This window comes from Sphingobacterium yanglingense, from assembly GCF_004363245.1.
GTDB lineage: Bacteria > Bacteroidota > Bacteroidia > Sphingobacteriales > Sphingobacteriaceae > Sphingobacterium > Sphingobacterium yanglingense.
Window position 1 is genome coordinate 28,020 of sequence record NZ_SNYV01000001.1, and the last position, 15,127, is coordinate 43,146.

General features: G+C 39.8%; 13 protein-coding genes. 5 read left to right on the forward strand and 8 right to left on the reverse strand.

Annotated elements, in window-relative coordinates:
• Nucleotides 1–15 precede the first annotated feature (15 nt).
• From CLV99_RS00105 to CLV99_RS00120, 4 genes are read left to right on the forward strand one after another with little or no spacing between them, the layout of a single operon-like run.
• A complete protein-coding gene (locus CLV99_RS00105) occupies nucleotides 16–444 on the forward strand; it encodes a hypothetical protein (protein ID WP_133582454.1) in 429 nt (142 codons plus the stop codon).
• Nucleotides 441–1,004 carry an HAD family hydrolase gene (locus CLV99_RS00110; RefSeq protein ID WP_133582455.1) on the forward strand — a complete coding sequence of 188 codons (564 nt, stop codon included), beginning with the start codon at nucleotides 441–443 and terminating at the stop codon, nucleotides 1,002–1,004. The genes CLV99_RS00105 and CLV99_RS00110 overlap by 4 nt, the downstream gene beginning before the upstream one ends.
• 16 nt (nucleotides 1,005–1,020) lie before the next feature.
• A complete protein-coding gene (locus CLV99_RS00115; RefSeq protein ID WP_133582456.1) occupies nucleotides 1,021–2,601 on the forward strand; it encodes a S41 family peptidase in 1,581 nt (526 codons plus the stop codon).
• Between the two features lie 47 nt (nucleotides 2,602–2,648).
• Nucleotides 2,649–3,659 (forward strand): LacI family DNA-binding transcriptional regulator, encoded by a 1,011-nt coding sequence (locus CLV99_RS00120; RefSeq protein ID WP_246032662.1) that lies wholly within the window; start codon nucleotides 2,649–2,651, stop codon nucleotides 3,657–3,659.
• 49 nt (nucleotides 3,660–3,708) lie between these two features.
• Here the strand turns inward: CLV99_RS00120 and lpdA (CLV99_RS00125) are convergent, their stop codons facing one another.
• Entirely contained in the window at nucleotides 3,709–5,097 is a 1,389-nt protein-coding gene (gene lpdA / locus CLV99_RS00125; protein ID WP_133582457.1) for a dihydrolipoyl dehydrogenase, read from the reverse strand.
• A 263-nt stretch (nucleotides 5,098–5,360) separates the two neighbouring features.
• On the opposite strand from lpdA (CLV99_RS00125), the gene CLV99_RS00130 reads away from it, so the two are divergent.
• The gene (locus CLV99_RS00130) at nucleotides 5,361–5,696 is read left to right on the forward strand and encodes a DUF3817 domain-containing protein (RefSeq protein WP_246032663.1); all 336 of its coding nucleotides are present in this window, start codon (nucleotides 5,361–5,363) and stop codon (nucleotides 5,694–5,696) included.
• Between the two features lie 25 nt (nucleotides 5,697–5,721).
• Here CLV99_RS00130 and CLV99_RS00135 read toward each other — a convergent pair whose 3' ends face one another.
• The 7 genes from CLV99_RS00135 to CLV99_RS00165 form a co-directional block, all read right to left on the reverse strand.
• On the reverse strand, nucleotides 5,722–6,132 hold the full coding sequence (locus CLV99_RS00135) for an acyl-CoA thioesterase (protein ID WP_133582459.1): 411 nt from the start codon (nucleotides 6,130–6,132) through the stop codon (nucleotides 5,722–5,724).
• 113 nt (nucleotides 6,133–6,245) lie between these two features.
• Nucleotides 6,246–7,652, reverse strand: coding sequence for a dihydrolipoyl dehydrogenase (lpdA, locus tag CLV99_RS00140; RefSeq protein WP_133582460.1), 1,407 nt, complete (start codon nucleotides 7,650–7,652; stop codon nucleotides 6,246–6,248).
• A 130-nt stretch (nucleotides 7,653–7,782) separates the two neighbouring features.
• The gene (locus CLV99_RS00145) at nucleotides 7,783–8,316 is read right to left on the reverse strand and encodes a plastocyanin/azurin family copper-binding protein (protein ID WP_133582461.1); all 534 of its coding nucleotides are present in this window, start codon (nucleotides 8,314–8,316) and stop codon (nucleotides 7,783–7,785) included.
• Nucleotides 8,317–8,498: 182 nt separating this feature from the next.
• Nucleotides 8,499–10,121 carry a response regulator gene (locus CLV99_RS00150; RefSeq protein ID WP_133582462.1) on the reverse strand — a complete coding sequence of 541 codons (1,623 nt, stop codon included), beginning with the start codon at nucleotides 10,119–10,121 and terminating at the stop codon, nucleotides 8,499–8,501.
• Nucleotides 10,118–10,696, reverse strand: coding sequence for a chemotaxis protein CheB (locus tag CLV99_RS00155; RefSeq protein ID WP_133582463.1), 579 nt, complete (start codon nucleotides 10,694–10,696; stop codon nucleotides 10,118–10,120). Before CLV99_RS00155 ends, CLV99_RS00150 begins: the two co-directional genes overlap by 4 nt.
• Nucleotides 10,693–11,529: a CheR family methyltransferase gene (locus CLV99_RS00160; protein ID WP_133582464.1), complete on the reverse strand. Its 837-nt coding sequence runs from the start codon at nucleotides 11,527–11,529 to the stop codon at nucleotides 10,693–10,695. The genes CLV99_RS00155 and CLV99_RS00160 overlap by 4 nt, the downstream gene beginning before the upstream one ends.
• Nucleotides 11,517–14,912 carry an ATP-binding response regulator gene (locus CLV99_RS00165; protein ID WP_133582465.1) on the reverse strand — a complete coding sequence of 1,132 codons (3,396 nt, stop codon included), beginning with the start codon at nucleotides 14,910–14,912 and terminating at the stop codon, nucleotides 11,517–11,519. The genes CLV99_RS00160 and CLV99_RS00165 overlap by 13 nt, the downstream gene beginning before the upstream one ends.
• Nucleotides 14,913–15,127 lie beyond the last annotated feature (215 nt).

Genomic DNA, 15,127 nt, shown 5'->3' on the forward strand with positions numbered 1-15,127 from the left:
ACACGTTCTTTTTCGATGCGTGTAGCGCGACAATTATCCGAAAAATTTGAACTGGTATTGGCTACTTCCGACGAGGTGCCAGCTCTATTTGGAAATCGATATCATAAAATCCCTAAGGGAGTCAATCCGACTTATGCGCATGAGATGCTAAAGATGGCGTTAGATTTAGAATGTAGCTATATTTTACCCCTGGGGCTTGATGAAGTGCAAACGCTGAGTGCTTCGCTTCTCTTGTTTGAAGAGTATGGTATACAAGTGTTATGCCCGTCCATGGCCGAGCTGCCAGATTTAAACATTTTAGAAAATCCGGGAGCAGAGTTGCCTTTGAGTCTTGTGGTGAATGGTTATGATGTTTTGGGGACAGCGTCAAACGCCGCTGCTTTCAAAGGTTTAGGGCTAATTTCCGATTCAGGCGATTCATTTATCTTAACTGTTGCCAAATGAAGTTAGATGAATTGTCGCTAGATAAATCGCTCTATCTGTTTGAATTGGACGATGTTCTTTTTTCCAAGCGCGAGTATCTGTTGCAGGTATACTATTTGTTTGGCAGCTTTTATGAATTTACAGAAGGTACTGTCAAAGCCAGTGAGATGGCCGAGTTCATGAAGAAAGTCTATGACCATCATGGTGAGGCTGCGGTTTTCCCGGCTACACAGACTATGTATGGAATAGATAGTAAGTACGAAGATAATTTTAATCGATTGATCGCAAATGCGCAGATTCCGCTACGGTTGTTGGTGTTAGAACCCGTTGCCAAACTTTTATTGCGATTGGTGGAAGGAGAAAAGCAAATAGCAGTACTTACTAAAGGAAATCCTGTCGAACAGCTTAATAAGCTCCGGTTTATAGATTGGGGAGAGGCGGATAAAGTAAAGGAAAGTTTAAAAGTATATTTTATTGATGAGCTGGAGTTTAAATCTTTCAACCCAATTGATTATATTGCAGAAGAGTACCATTTACCAAAAGATCAGATTTTAATTATTAATGAATTAGTCGATAACTAAATAAACTGCTGCCTATATGAAAAACCTCCTGTCCTATATGGTGCTTCTTGCCGGAATAAGTATAACGTTCGGATGTAAGAAGAGCGCGCCCAGTATTGAAGAAGATACCCAAATACAGCCGCCTCAAAAAGTAGAAGTCTATAATTCAGATTTGGAGGAAAATGTTATAAAAGATAGTGTATTTTACTATACTAAGTTGTTCTCGTTGTGGCAGGATTATATGCCACCTAAGGATTTGAAAGACTTGAATAAGCCTGATCTGATTCGGAATAATTATACACAGTATTTCAAACGAGGAGAGCATGTATTGGATTGGATGTTGAGTCTGACTCCTAAAAATGACCAAACGGGACAGCCTATCGACCGCTATAGTTATCTGGATAGAGAGGGGCTTATCAGTGATGAGGTGCAGGATGCAATTCCGACGAGGTTTGGGATTGAGGTTTTTTATCTGATGACCGAGGAGAGCGATCCGAATGCGGATCTGTATATACGGATGGTCGAACGTAATTCGTCTGCTTGGCAGGCTGGGCTTAGAAGGGGAGACCGGATTGTTAGTATTAATAACGATACCAAGATTGATTGGGATAGTCAACAGCCAACGGGCTTTCGTACATTAAATACCTATTTGAACGCTGCAAGTTTGCAGGTTGTGATCCAGAAGCCAGAGGGTACACTTCTCTCTGTGACTATTACCAATAGTTCATTTGTAAGTAACCCTATTTTGGATGCGCGTATTATTTCTAGTAGTGGAAAGCGGATTGGATACCTTGCTTTCAATTCTTTCGCAGCGATCGAAAAGCCGGATAATGGAGTATGGGTGAAGACTGCTATGTACTATGTGTTTGAAGAAGTTTTAAAGGGACTTCAAGGTATTGATGAGATGGTAGTCGATTTACGTTATAATGGAGGTGGTGCAGTTATTACTGCCGAATACCTGGCAGACTGGTTTGTGCCATCAGCGCGGAACCAAGAACTGATGTATACTTCTACGATGAATGGCTATTTTCAGCGGGAAGGCTGGACACGTCCCGGAGGCGAATTTGGACCTGTGTATTTTAATAAGAGAGGGAGTATAGAATTAAAGCGTATATACTTTTTGGTATCCAAGTCTACAGCTTCGGCCAGTGAACTTTTGATGAATGTGATGAAGCCTCATATGGAGGTGATTATGATCGGAACGAATGCGGTAGATGCATCGGAAAAGATTGTGAAGGAAAATACCTATGGCAAACCGGTAGGTTTTTGGGAATTGCCTATTGTTAACTATCCGAAAAATCCCCACAAGAATGTAAGCCTATACCCAGCATCGTTCAAGACGTATAATAAACTGGGCGAGGGGGATTATTTTAACGGTATGGTGCCTACTACCCATGTATGGGAGTACAACGAATTATTCGATTTCGGAGACCCGAGAGAGACGATGTTACGTGCTGCGATAACCCACATGCATAGCGGAAGCTTCGTGATGCCCAGCACCCGATCAGGTGGTTTTTTGCGTAAAAATAAAGCGATGGATGAGCGTATTCAGCAACATAGTAATACTCGGGGGCGAATGTTTAAGTTTAACAATGGTACTTTGCGGTTAAAAGAATAAGCCTATCTTTGGATATGAGGAGGTTTATTAAAAAATAGAATTGTGTCATGATGAAATCGAACAAACCGACTACTATTAAAGAAATAGCGAGAAAGTTGAAGATATCGCCATCTACGGTGTCCAGAGCATTGAATGATCATCCCAGTATTGGCTTGGTCACGACTATGCGGGTAAAAAAAATGGCCGAAGAGCTAAATTATGAGCCCAATCAGACGGCTATCTTTTTTAAACAACGTAAGACGTTTACAATAGGTGTTATTTTACCCACATTGTCCGAACCTTTTTTCTCGTCAGCCATCAGTGCTATCGAGGGAATCGCTGAGGATAGAAAATATACTGTGCTATTGGGACAGTCATTAGATGATGCCAAAAGAGAAACTCAAATTATCACGACCTTCAAGAAACATCGTGTCGACGGTATTTTGATGTCTTTGGGAAAAAATACGACTGATTTGGGTTTTGTCGATATGTTGGCTAGTTCGCAGATTCCCGTTGTTTTCTTTGACTGTGTTCCCGAATCTAGCGATGTACATCGCGTATACTGTGACCTTGCCTCTGGTATGGAAGAAGCGATTGAAGCTTTTATCTCTCGTGGCCACAAAAATATTGCATTGATCAATGGTCCGGAGACTTTGTTGGCTGCGGCTGAGCGGACAGCTTCTTTCGAGAAGGCGCTGATCAAAAATAACTACGAATTTAATGAAAAGTATGTTGTGCATACCGATCTTACGGAAGGAGGGAATCAGGCAGCGATGGAGCAACTGTGTGTGTTGCCGGAGAGACCTTCTGCCATCGTCTCTTTCAATGATTTCGTGACACTGGATGTCATCAAGTATGCCCGTGGCAAAGGAATCAGTGTGGGACAGGATATGCATTTTATTAGCTTTGCTAATTACCCGCTTTGGAAATATATGGAGAACCCGCCTTTGGCGAGCATAGAACAATATCCCGATGAGCAGGGAAGGAAAGCGGCGGAGATACTTTTTGAAATTCTCGACAGCAGTGATAAAATAGAACCTCAGGAGGTTGTATTCCCTTCTAAGTTGGTCTTAAAATAAAAAAAGGCAGATTATTTATAATCTGCCTTTTTTATTTTAAGAATACGTACTACAAGTGGATCACTTCATCGTACGCATCAGCTGCCGCTTCCATAATGGCTTCACTCATTGTAGGGTGCGGGTGTACTGATTTTATCATTTCATGACCTGTAGTCTCTAACTTACGAGCGACAACAATCTCTGCGATCATTTCAGTAACGTTAGCACCGATCATATGTGCTCCTAAAAACTCACCATATTTGGCATCAAAGATTAGTTTTACAAAACCGTCTTTGGCACCGGCCGCTGAAGCTTTACCTGAAGCTGAGAAAGGGAATTTACCGACTTTTACTTCATATCCTGCTTCACGAGCTGCTTTCTCTGTATATCCGACAGATGCGATTTCAGGTGAACAGTATGTACATCCTGGGATGTTATTGTAATCGATTGGCTCTACGTGTAGACCTTTGATTTTCTCCACACAGGTTATACCTTCTGCAGAAGCTACGTGTGCTAGAGCTTGTCCTTTTACGATATCACCGATCGCATATACACCATCTATATTTGTTTTGTAGTAGTCATCGACCAATACACGGCCTTTGTCGACTTTTACGCCAACTTCTTCTAGACCTAGGTTTTCAATGTTAGGTGTGATACCTACTGCCGAAAGCACGACTTCTGCTTCGATTACCTCTGTACCTTTAGCCGTTTTGATACTTACCTTAGAAAGGGCTCCGCTTGTATCAACAGACTGTACTTCAGATTTTGTTAATATATCGATTCCTGCTTTCTTCAGTGATTTTTCTAGTTGTTTAGATACTTCTTCGTCTTCAACAGGGACGATTCTGTCCATGAATTCTACGATAGTTACTTTAGTACCCATTGCATTATAGAAATAAGCAAACTCAACACCGATAGCTCCAGAACCAACAACTACAAGCGATTTAGGTTGTGTCGGTAGGTTCATTGCCTGACGGTATCCAATGATTTTTTTGCCATCTTGCGGTAGGTTTGGCAACTCTCTTGAACGTGCACCTGTCGCTAGGATCGTGTGTTTTGCAGTGTATTCTTTGGTACTTCCATCTGCTGCTTTTACATCGATTTTACCACCTTTTTTGATTTTGGCAGTACCCAATATAACATCAATCTTGTTTTTTTTCATCAAGAATTGTATACCCTTGCTCATACCGTCAGCAACACCGCGACTTCTTTTTACAACTGCACCAAAGTCCGCTTCTCCACCTTGTACTTTAATACCATACTCTTCAGCATGGTTTAGGTATTCGAAAACTTGTGCACTTTTCAATAAAGCTTTGGTCGGTATACATCCCCAGTTTAAGCAGATGCCACCCAAAGCTTCACGCTCTACAACGGCAGTCTTAAAGCCTAGCTGAGCTGCACGTATGGCTGCAACGTAACCACCTGGGCCACTTCCAATCACGATGATGTCGTAGTTCATATATTTTCTGTATTTATATTAAACAATTTGCTATCAAAAATACATTTTTTTATTGAAAGTATCGGTATTATTGGTCGCTGTTTCAGTTCTTTTGGCCTCTAAAGAACGTATTTGAAGATTCCTTATACTTTATGTGACAATTAGATGGTAATGAATAAAAACATGAGGTCCAGTAGGATAGATTGTCAAACGCTAGTCAATTCTATCAAATGATGCCCGAGAGGTCAAAGATTGGTTTATTTTTGCTGAAAATAATTTATACCATGATACGTATTTTTCAGCAAGTTGCTCTTTGGGAAGCCATTTCCACGATTATTCTATTCTTTATTGCTATGCCTATTAAGTATGTTTTACATCACTTTATGGAAGTTCCTGATGATGTTAGAAACGGTGCAGTCCGTATTGCTGGATCTATTCACGGTTTCTTGGTCGTACTGTTTGTGATACTTTTGCTCGCTTGTTGGCAGACTTACAGTTGGAAGTTTTCGAGAGTGGTCAAGTATTTCGTCGTATCGTTGATTCCCATCGTTTCTTTTTGGGTCGAGCGCGATGTTAAGAAGGAGATAGCAGCTCCTAAAAAAGCGGTGAATACCTTATAAGATATAGCTGTTTTTACAAAGGACGTTACGGTGTTTCGTCCTTTGTAAATTTGTCTACACTCATATAAGCATAAGTAATTTCTGTTTTGCCATGAGGCGTAGGTGTGCCTTCAGCATCGAGGTTGACAAAAACCAGTTTGTCAATAGATAGTATCGTTTTTCGGGTTATTTTATTCCTTACTTCACATCGCATAGTAATGGAAGTCCTGCCAAATTCTGTCGCAGTGATTCCTAGTTCGATGATGTCCCCCTGTTTTGCGGAACTGACAAAATTGATTTCTGAAATAAACTTCGTGACCACATGTGGATTTCCTAGCTGCACAATAGCATAGATTACCGCTTCTTCATCGATCCATCTTAAGAGTGTACCTCCAAACAAAGATCCGTTAGGGTTTAAATCCTCAGGTTTTACCCATTTTCGTGTATGAAAGTTCATAGGCGTAAAAATTAAAACAAGTTTTTAAAGGAAAAATGCCTTTCGCCTATACCCGTCCTATTGGATGGTTTTAGCAAAAGGCATTTCTATTGTTTTTCTAAGTTTTTCTAGAATTAAGCATGGATAGCTCTATTAGCCGTAGCGGCCAATGCAGCTTCTTTCAATGCTTCGGTAAACGTAGGGTGTGCATGACAGATTCTACCAATATCTTCTGCTGATGCTCTATATTCCATTGCTACCACAGCTTCAGCAATCATGTCTGCTGCACGTGGTCCAATCATATGTACACCTAAGACTTCATCAGTCTCTGCATCGGCCAATACCTTAACAAATCCGTCTGTATCTCCAGATGCTTTCGCACGACCTGAGGCTTTGAAAGAGAACGATCCTGATTTATATTTTTTACCAGCTTCTTTTAATTGCTCTTCAGTCTGTCCTACTGAAGCTACTTCTGGCCACGTATAGACTACTCCAGGAATCAAGTTGTAATCGATATGTGGTTTTTGTCCAGCGATACGCTCAGCAACATAGATACCCTCGTCTTCTGCTTTGTGGGCCAACATAGCTCCTTTGATAACGTCACCGATAGCATATATGCCTTCAACAGCCGTTTCTAAATGATCGTTTACTGGAATTTTGTTACCTCTCTCTTCTGGAGTGATACCGATGTTCTCTAAGCCCAAGTCTTTAGTGTAAGCTACACGTCCTACAGATACGATACAGTAATCGCCTTCAAAAGAAACGGCTTGTCCTTTACTATCTTCAGCAGTAACTGTTACTTTCTTGCCTTTTGCTGTCGCTCCGGTTACTTTGTGCCCCAAGAAAAACTCCATGCCTAAAGACTTTTTCAGAACACGTTGTAGTTCTTTACCTAGACCACCATCCATAGTACTGATGATTGATTTAGCGTATTCAATTACGGATACTTTAGCACCTAAACGAGCATAAACAGATCCTAACTCAAGACCGATTACTCCACCACCGATAACGATGAGGTGTTTCGGAACTTCAGAAAGGTTTAAGGCTTCTGTAGAAGTGATGATACGTTGTTTGTCGATAGGTAAGAATGGCAATGCAGTCGGTTTTGAACCTGTTGCAATGATTACGTTTTTAGTCGTAAGTTCTTCGGTAGCACCATCTTTTTTAGTGATTTTTATCGTGTTCTTGTTGACAAAAGAACCTACACCTTCGTACGAGTCAATTTTATTCTTTTTGAACAAATAAGTGATTCCTGCTGTATTTTGGGCTATAACATCATCTTTACGCTCAATCATTTTCTTAACATCTATTTTAAGATTGCTAAGGCTGATTCCATGAGTCGCAAAAGAATGAGCTGCATTGTGATAATGCTCTGAAGTATCAAGTAAAGCTTTGGAAGGGATACAGCCTACGTTAAGACAAGTTCCTCCAAATGTACTGTACTTTTCTATTACTGCAGTTTTTAGACCTAATTGAGCGCAACGGATAGCGGCTACATAACCGCCAGGACCACTACCTATAACTATAACATCGTATTGCATGATTGCGAGTTTTAAATTTTCGGGGCTAAGTTAAGACTTATCTCCAAGTAATTCCAAAATATTGAGTCAAAAAACCCTCATAAATAAAAAGGCACGAAACCGTGCCTTTTGTGCTCTAAATATTGTTTGATTATTCCGCTACGATTTTACCGTGCATCACACCATAGTGTCCTGGGAAACTACAGATGTAGTCATATACACCTTTTTCTAAAGTTACAGAGATTTTGTCTTCTTCGCCAGGACCCAATAATTTGGTATGTGCTACGATAGAAGATAAAGCTGATTTAGGAATGTATTCATTGTCCGCAGCAGCAGAAGCTTCTCCACCAAAAGTAGGTAAATCTACACCAGGTTTTAATATTACCAAGTTATGTCCCATTGATTCTTTTGGCATTTTACCTACATTTTTCAATGTCAATTCCAAAGGCTCACCTGCTTTTACACGAATCAATTCCGTGTTAAATTTCATTTGGTCATTACCTTCTACAGTCCAACTGTTTGAAATCGTTACGTTCTCAATACCAGGTACTGTTTCCGCTGTAGACCCAGATGCTGTTTCCTCCGTTTTGTTTTCTGTCGAACCTTCTGTTTTGGTGTTGTTTCCTCCACATGCTGCCAAAGAGACAACTGCAGCTAGGACAGGGATAAAAAATAGTTTTTTCATTGAAATTTGATTAAATTAAGGATATAGAATACGACGTACTGCTATACCCGTTTCATTTTGTTTAATGACGCTGCTAAAAGAATCCTTCCTTCCTGCGGAGGCTGCTTTTATGCAACTTCTGTCGTTGTGAATATAACGCTTAAAGGTACTAAAAATAAAAGAATTAAAGGTTGACCTCTTATTCAAAATGGCAAATTACTGACTTTCTCAGGCTGACATATTTTTGTTATCTTTTTGTAGAGTTCGGTAGGCTCAAATGGCTTACCAATTACTTCATCCGCACCGACCTGAAATGCAGCCTGCTGTTCGTGTTCTAATACGGATGCAGAAATCGTAATGATCGGTGTTTGCCTACGTGCTGGATTGATATTGCCCCGTATTTCTTTGATTGCTTCAAAGCCACTCATGACAGGCATATGGGTGTCCATTAACACCAAATCGAAGTTGTCTTTTTCTAAAGCTTCTAGTGCTAATCTTCCATTTTTGACGACCGTTACTTTACAGTTCCAGGTCTGTAGCATATGTGCCAGCATAAAGCTGTTAAGTTCATTGTCTTCAGCTACCAATATATTTATATTGTCCAGTTTCGGGAATTGAGAGTAGGGCAGATTTGTTTCCCGTTTTATTTTTATTGTATTTTCTGCAGCTTTGATGTCCACAATAAATGAAAATTCAGACCCCTGTCCATAAATGCTCTTCGCATGTACCTCACCATCCAAAAGCTCCGCAAGTCGTTTTACAATCGCCAAGCCTAATCCTGTGCCTCCAAATTTTTTAGTGATGCCATCATCTCCCTGTTCAAATGCTAGAAATATTTTATCGACAGAATCTGGTTTGATGCCGATCCCTGTATCGCTGACTGAAAACTTTATTTTATGAATGTCATTATTCTTTTCTAGTGATTCTACAGCCAACGTTATTTTTCCTCTCTCTGTGAATTTTAGGCTGTTCGATACGAAATTGCTTATGATCTGCTCAAGGCGTAGGGAGTCGAAGTACACATGTGTCGGTAGTTTTGCATCCAGAATGACATCGAAATCTAGTTTTTTATCGGAAGCTTTAATCTTGAACATCTGCCCTAGATCTAAAAGCAGGTTGGTGAAATGAAAATCTTCCATTTCAATTTTCATCATTCCTGAATCGATTTTAGAGATGTCAAGAATATCATTGATGATAAGTAGTAGCGAATTGGAGGCAATTTCTAATCTGTTGACCCAGTCCAATTGCTCGAAGTTCAGATTGGCATTTTTTAACATGTGTACGATTCCTTTGATCCCATTGATCGGGGTTCTTATTTCGTGGCTCATGTTTGCCAAAAAGATTTCCTTGGACTTGCGGGCCTGTTCTGCCTCCTGATTGGCCTGTATCAGCGCTTTTTTTGACTCCTCTAATTCGATATTCTTTTGTATGATTTCCTCTTGGATATGGATCTGCTTGATGAAAGAGGTTACTTTGGCAATAGTGATCTCCGGATTCAATGGCTTGTATAGGTAGTCAACGGCACCACTTTGTAATCCTTTGATGAGATACTTGTCCTCTTTGGAGATCGCTGTGACCATTACAGCCATGATATGACTAGTTTTTGGATTTGATTTCAGTAATGATACAAATTCAAAACCATTGATTTCGGGCATCTGTACGTCTACGAGAGCCAGGGCGATATCATTCTTCCAGCAGAGTTTAAGGGCCTCATTAGGATCCGTAGAACATATAATATTAATATTCTCGATGTCTGCTAAGAGGGCCTGTAAGCTTATGATGTTTTCTTCTTTGTCGTCAAGTATTAATAAGTTTATGTTTTTCATGGTGACTGGAGATTGTAGCTAAAATAACGTATTATTTCTTGGTTTTTAAGAATAGTGGAAGTATTGGTTTCTTGAATTCCTGAAAGTGGCATGGTATCGATCAGTGCATCTTCTGGTTTTTGGATAAAAGTCTTTCCTCCAAAATCTTCAATTGTTTTTAATCCATGGGCACCATCTGCATTGGCTCCCGATAGCAGAAAAGCGCTACAGTTTGTTTGGTATACCTGTGCACAGGTTTCAAAAAGTACATCGATAGAAGGTTTTGCATAATTGACATGCTCAGAGCTGTCCAAAGCAAAGGTTTTGTCGGGCTCAATAAGAAGGTGGTAGCCTGGAGGTGCAAAATAGATGATATCATTTTCGATAGGCATCTTGTCTATAATAGCTACTACAGGTCTATTCAGTTTTTTTGAGAGATTTTGTTCTATCTCGGAGTTGAATGTTGCGCTGCGGTGTATTATAATACAAAGTGCATAGCCCAACTGTGCAGGGAGGTTGTCCAGTATTTCTGTAATCAGTAATAAAGAACCTGCCGAGCCACCGATGAGCACTATTTTGTCCGCGTTATCTTTCATTTAATTTTTTGGTAGATATTGAGTGTGCTGTCTATGACTTTAAACTTACTCTTAATTGGATGTCCATATAGACTTTCTTTGGTCCCTAGGCATAGAAAACCGAAGAGAGCCAATGATTGATAGAACAGGTTCAAAACACGCTCTTGCAGTTCTTTGTCAAAATATATCATTACATTACGGCATAGGATCAGCTGGAATTCGTTGAATACATTGTCAGAGACCAGGTTGTGTGTCGAAAAAAGCACTTTGTTTCGATATTCGTTGTTTATGATGGCCGCATCATACATCGCAGTATAGTGGGAAGAGAATTCGGATGTCAGTCCCGATTTATTAAAGTTGTCGGTATACGATTTCATTTTGGCTAATGGATAAACGCCTTTACGGGCAAAATCTAATGCTTTTAAACTAACGTCGGTGCCATATAGAAAGGACCTATCCAATAGATTATTTTCTTTTAGCAATATAGCCAATGAATATGCTTCTTCGCCTGTAGCACAACCTGCACTCCATAATCGAAGCTGTGGGTAGGTCTCTAAGTAGGGGAACGTTTTAGCTTTTAGTTGTTTGAAAAACTCAGGATCCCTGAACATCTCGGTTACGTTGACGACTAGCTCCTGGATAAAATAATTTTCGAATCCATCGATATTTAGAATGGCATTTTTTAAGTCTACCAAATCCATTTTTTCGACAATGAGAAAGCGTTCTACCCGGCGTTTGAGAGATGATTTTGAATATCCACTAAGGTCAAATTCTGAAATGTTTTTCAACAGATAGATTAGCTCATCCAGGTCCGTAAAACTAATAAAATCACTGTTATGTGTTAGCCCAACCATACCTGCATTAATGATGTTAGTTTATCGATGTCAATAGGCTTACTGACATAATCATTGGCACCGATCTGTATAGATTTTTCACGATCTCCTTTCATTGCTTTGGCTGTTACAGCCAGTATAGGGATGTTTTTGTATTTCAGATCCTCACGGATTATTTTGATTGCTTCATATCCGTCCATTTCCGGCATCATGATATCCATCAAGATGATGTCAATATTATTGTCAGGATTGCTCATGATCTGCACGGCTTCTTTTCCATTATTGGCAATTTCTATTTCCATCTCAAAGCTTTGTAGTGAGGTGGTCAGGGCAAATATATTTCGCATGTCATCATCTGCTACCAATACACGTTTGCCCTTGAGATTACTCGTTTGTTGGATGTTGCCCATATTCTTGATAGGTTGGTAAGAAGTGTCGTTTATTTTATTTAAAAACAAATTGACTTCATCTATCAGTCGGTCGCTCGATTTGTCCGATTTTAGGATAGTGGCTCTAGCATCTGCCAGTATTTGATCGTACTGTTCCTTAGGAAGTTCGTAAGCTGTGTTTATAATAATTGGAATGTTGACCAGTTTTGGCGTCTCTTTTATTTTTTCAATCAAATCTAAACCGTTGCCATCAGGGAGTTGCATATCGAGGATGATACAGTCGATATTCACCTCTTCGTTCAGTTTGTCCCAAGCTGCAGCAAGCGAAAATGTCTGGATTACATTAATGTTGTGGTCTGCAAATGAATCTTTGATGAATTCGCTTTGCAACTCCTGGTCTTCGATCAATAATATTTTCTTGACAGATTGGCTCACATTTAAGTTTATCGTTTCAAATGTATTCTGTATAGTGTCTGCTGTTACCGGCTTGTGCATAAAACCTATAGCTCCTTTTTCTAGGAAGTCTTTCTTGTTAAAAGTCGCTGCAGACATCATGTGTACCGGTATGTGTTTGGTGGATGGATTTTCCTTGAGCATTCTCAATACCTCCCAACCGTCGGCGATAGGCAGCATGACATCTAGAATGATGGCATCTGGTATGGTCTGTAGGGCTTCTTCAAATCCTTTTGCTCCGTCATGTGCGAGCGTTACGATAAAGCCATATTCCTCTGCAAATCCTTTTAATATGTCTGCAAAATTGATGTCATCTTCGATGATAAGGATTTTACGGTCTTTTTGGACTGCAGGTAGTTCTTGTTCCGGTACTTTTTCTGAAATTGGTTTAACGCTTTCTTTTTTCTCTGCGACAACCTGTTTCTTTGCCATTTCGACGGCCTCAAAAGGGGCATAAGGGATGATCAATACAAAGGTGCTGCCTTTGCCCAATTCGCTATCCAAGGTGACCCGTCCGCCTAATAAAGAAGCGATTTCTCGGCTAATGGATAATCCGAGTCCCGTACCACCATATTTACGGCTTGTTGATCCGTCTTCCTGTCTAAATGCTTCAAATATAAGCTCTTGTTTTTCTTTTGTGATCCCTTTCCCAGAGTCTTTGACTTCAAAGAAAAGATTGTTGGCCTGCATCCGGATATTCAGTTCTACCGAACCGTTTATAGGCGTGAATTTAAAGGCATTGGATAGGAAATTCTTTATCACCTGTTGCAATCTATACTCGTCCGAAAGGAAGTCTTTCGGAACTTCAGGTGCGATCTGTGTTGTAAAGGTAATACCTTTGTCTTTTGCTACAGCGCGGAAGAGTTCCTCTGTGTTTTCAATAAAATCTTTGGTGTAGATCTTATCAACATTTAAGTCTATTTTCCCAGATTCAATCTTTGCTAAGTCCAACAATTCATTAATAAGTTCTAAGAGATCCGTACCCGCACCATGTATTACACTGGCGTATTTGACCTGTTCTGTATTGAGGTTTTTCGCTTTATTATCCTGTAGTAATTTAGCAAGGATCAAAATACTGTTTAGGGGGGTCCTTAGTTCGTGGCTCATATTCGCCATGAATTCGGATTTGTATCTGCTCGCCTGTTGTACCTCACTTATTTTTTGCTCTACGACTTTATGGGCATCATTGAGTTCATTGTTTCGCTTCTCTACTTCCGCTGCCTTTTGATTTAGCTCCGTATTGGTCTGCGTGAGCTCCTCTTGTTGTACACGGAGTTCTTCTTCAGAAGATTCTAATAGGTGGGTCTTGTGGATAAGTTCTTCGTTTGTTATACGGAGCTCTTCTTGTTGTGCTTCTAGCTCTTCGGTCTGTCGTTGGGTTTCCTCGAGCAGTTGCTCTACCAATAAGTGGCTCTGTCCGAATTTGATCCGTGTAGCTATAATCCGGCTGATTCGCACTAGGTAGTCTTGGTATCTTTTTTGATCCCCTTCCTCACAACATGCTGCCATTTCAATAACACCAAGACAATGCCCCTCATGGACCAAAGGCGAGATAAATACAGTGGATGGTAGCTGGTTTAGTGTTCCAGTTTGTGTGTTTAGGTGGTTGGAGTCTTTTATCTCCTGAACAATAAAATTTTTATCTTCGACGACCTTTCCCAAAAAGCCTTCACCGCTGACAAATCCAGTGAGGTTCGAAGCGTTCTTTAATCCCAATGAGGCCGTCAGTGTGAATTCATAGGAGTCTAACTTTCTGATGTACATAGCGATGGCCTGTAAGGGTACCTGTTTGTTCAGTAAATCAGTGACAATACTACTTATTTTCTCACTTTCATCGATACCACTTATTTTATCAGCGACATAAGCACTGTTTTCTAAAATCCAATTTGTGTCTTCAATCTTGCTTCTTGCTTCTTCAAACTCTTTATTGACTATTTGTAATTCATTACTGGACTTGCGTAATTGATTTAGGAGCTGGAAGATTTTATAAAATACGTATCCGATTATTAGGAGGCTTATGGCGATCAATCCTATAGTGATGGATTCTACATCATTGATGTATTTTTCGTTGCGGGCCATTTCCTTGGCTCGATTGGCAATTACAGATCCGACAAATACATTGGTAGATTGTAAGTTTTTTTCTTGTTCTTCGATCCAGTGATTGATGGCTTCATCTTTAGACAGTGTAGTGCCGGGAGTGACGTTGGTCAATACAAATTCGATACGATCGATTAGGTGTTGTGCATTTTCTCTGTTTTCCGAACTAATGGTCTGTAGCGCAGTGACCTGCTTTTTAAGTGCATCCTTATGTGTCGTAGCTTCGAATTCAGCATTCTGTTTGCCCTTTATCTGATCAATTCGTGCGCGGGTCAGGTTATAGAAATCCGTATTTATAGCTGTGGCTGCTTGCAGTTGGCCCTGTGAGTTCTTGATGATTTCATCATTCCTAACCATATAGTTAGAAAACTGCTTAAACAAATAAAGTATAGATACTAAGATAATTGCAATAGCAACGCCAATACTTATAAAAACTTGTGTTTTTAATTTGTTTCGTTTATTCATGGATGGTGATTTCTAAAACAATGTAAAAAAAACTAAAAATATTCCGTCTATATAAAGTTTACACTTTGTTTTTCATTCATTCGGACTAGGTCAGATTAATGCAAAGGTATATAAATGTTTAAATTTCTTTATAAGGATTTCTAAGAATCTAAAGCAGATTATGCTTAAAAAATTAAAATAAATTAATATCTTTAAAAAGCTATTTTTAAAAATAT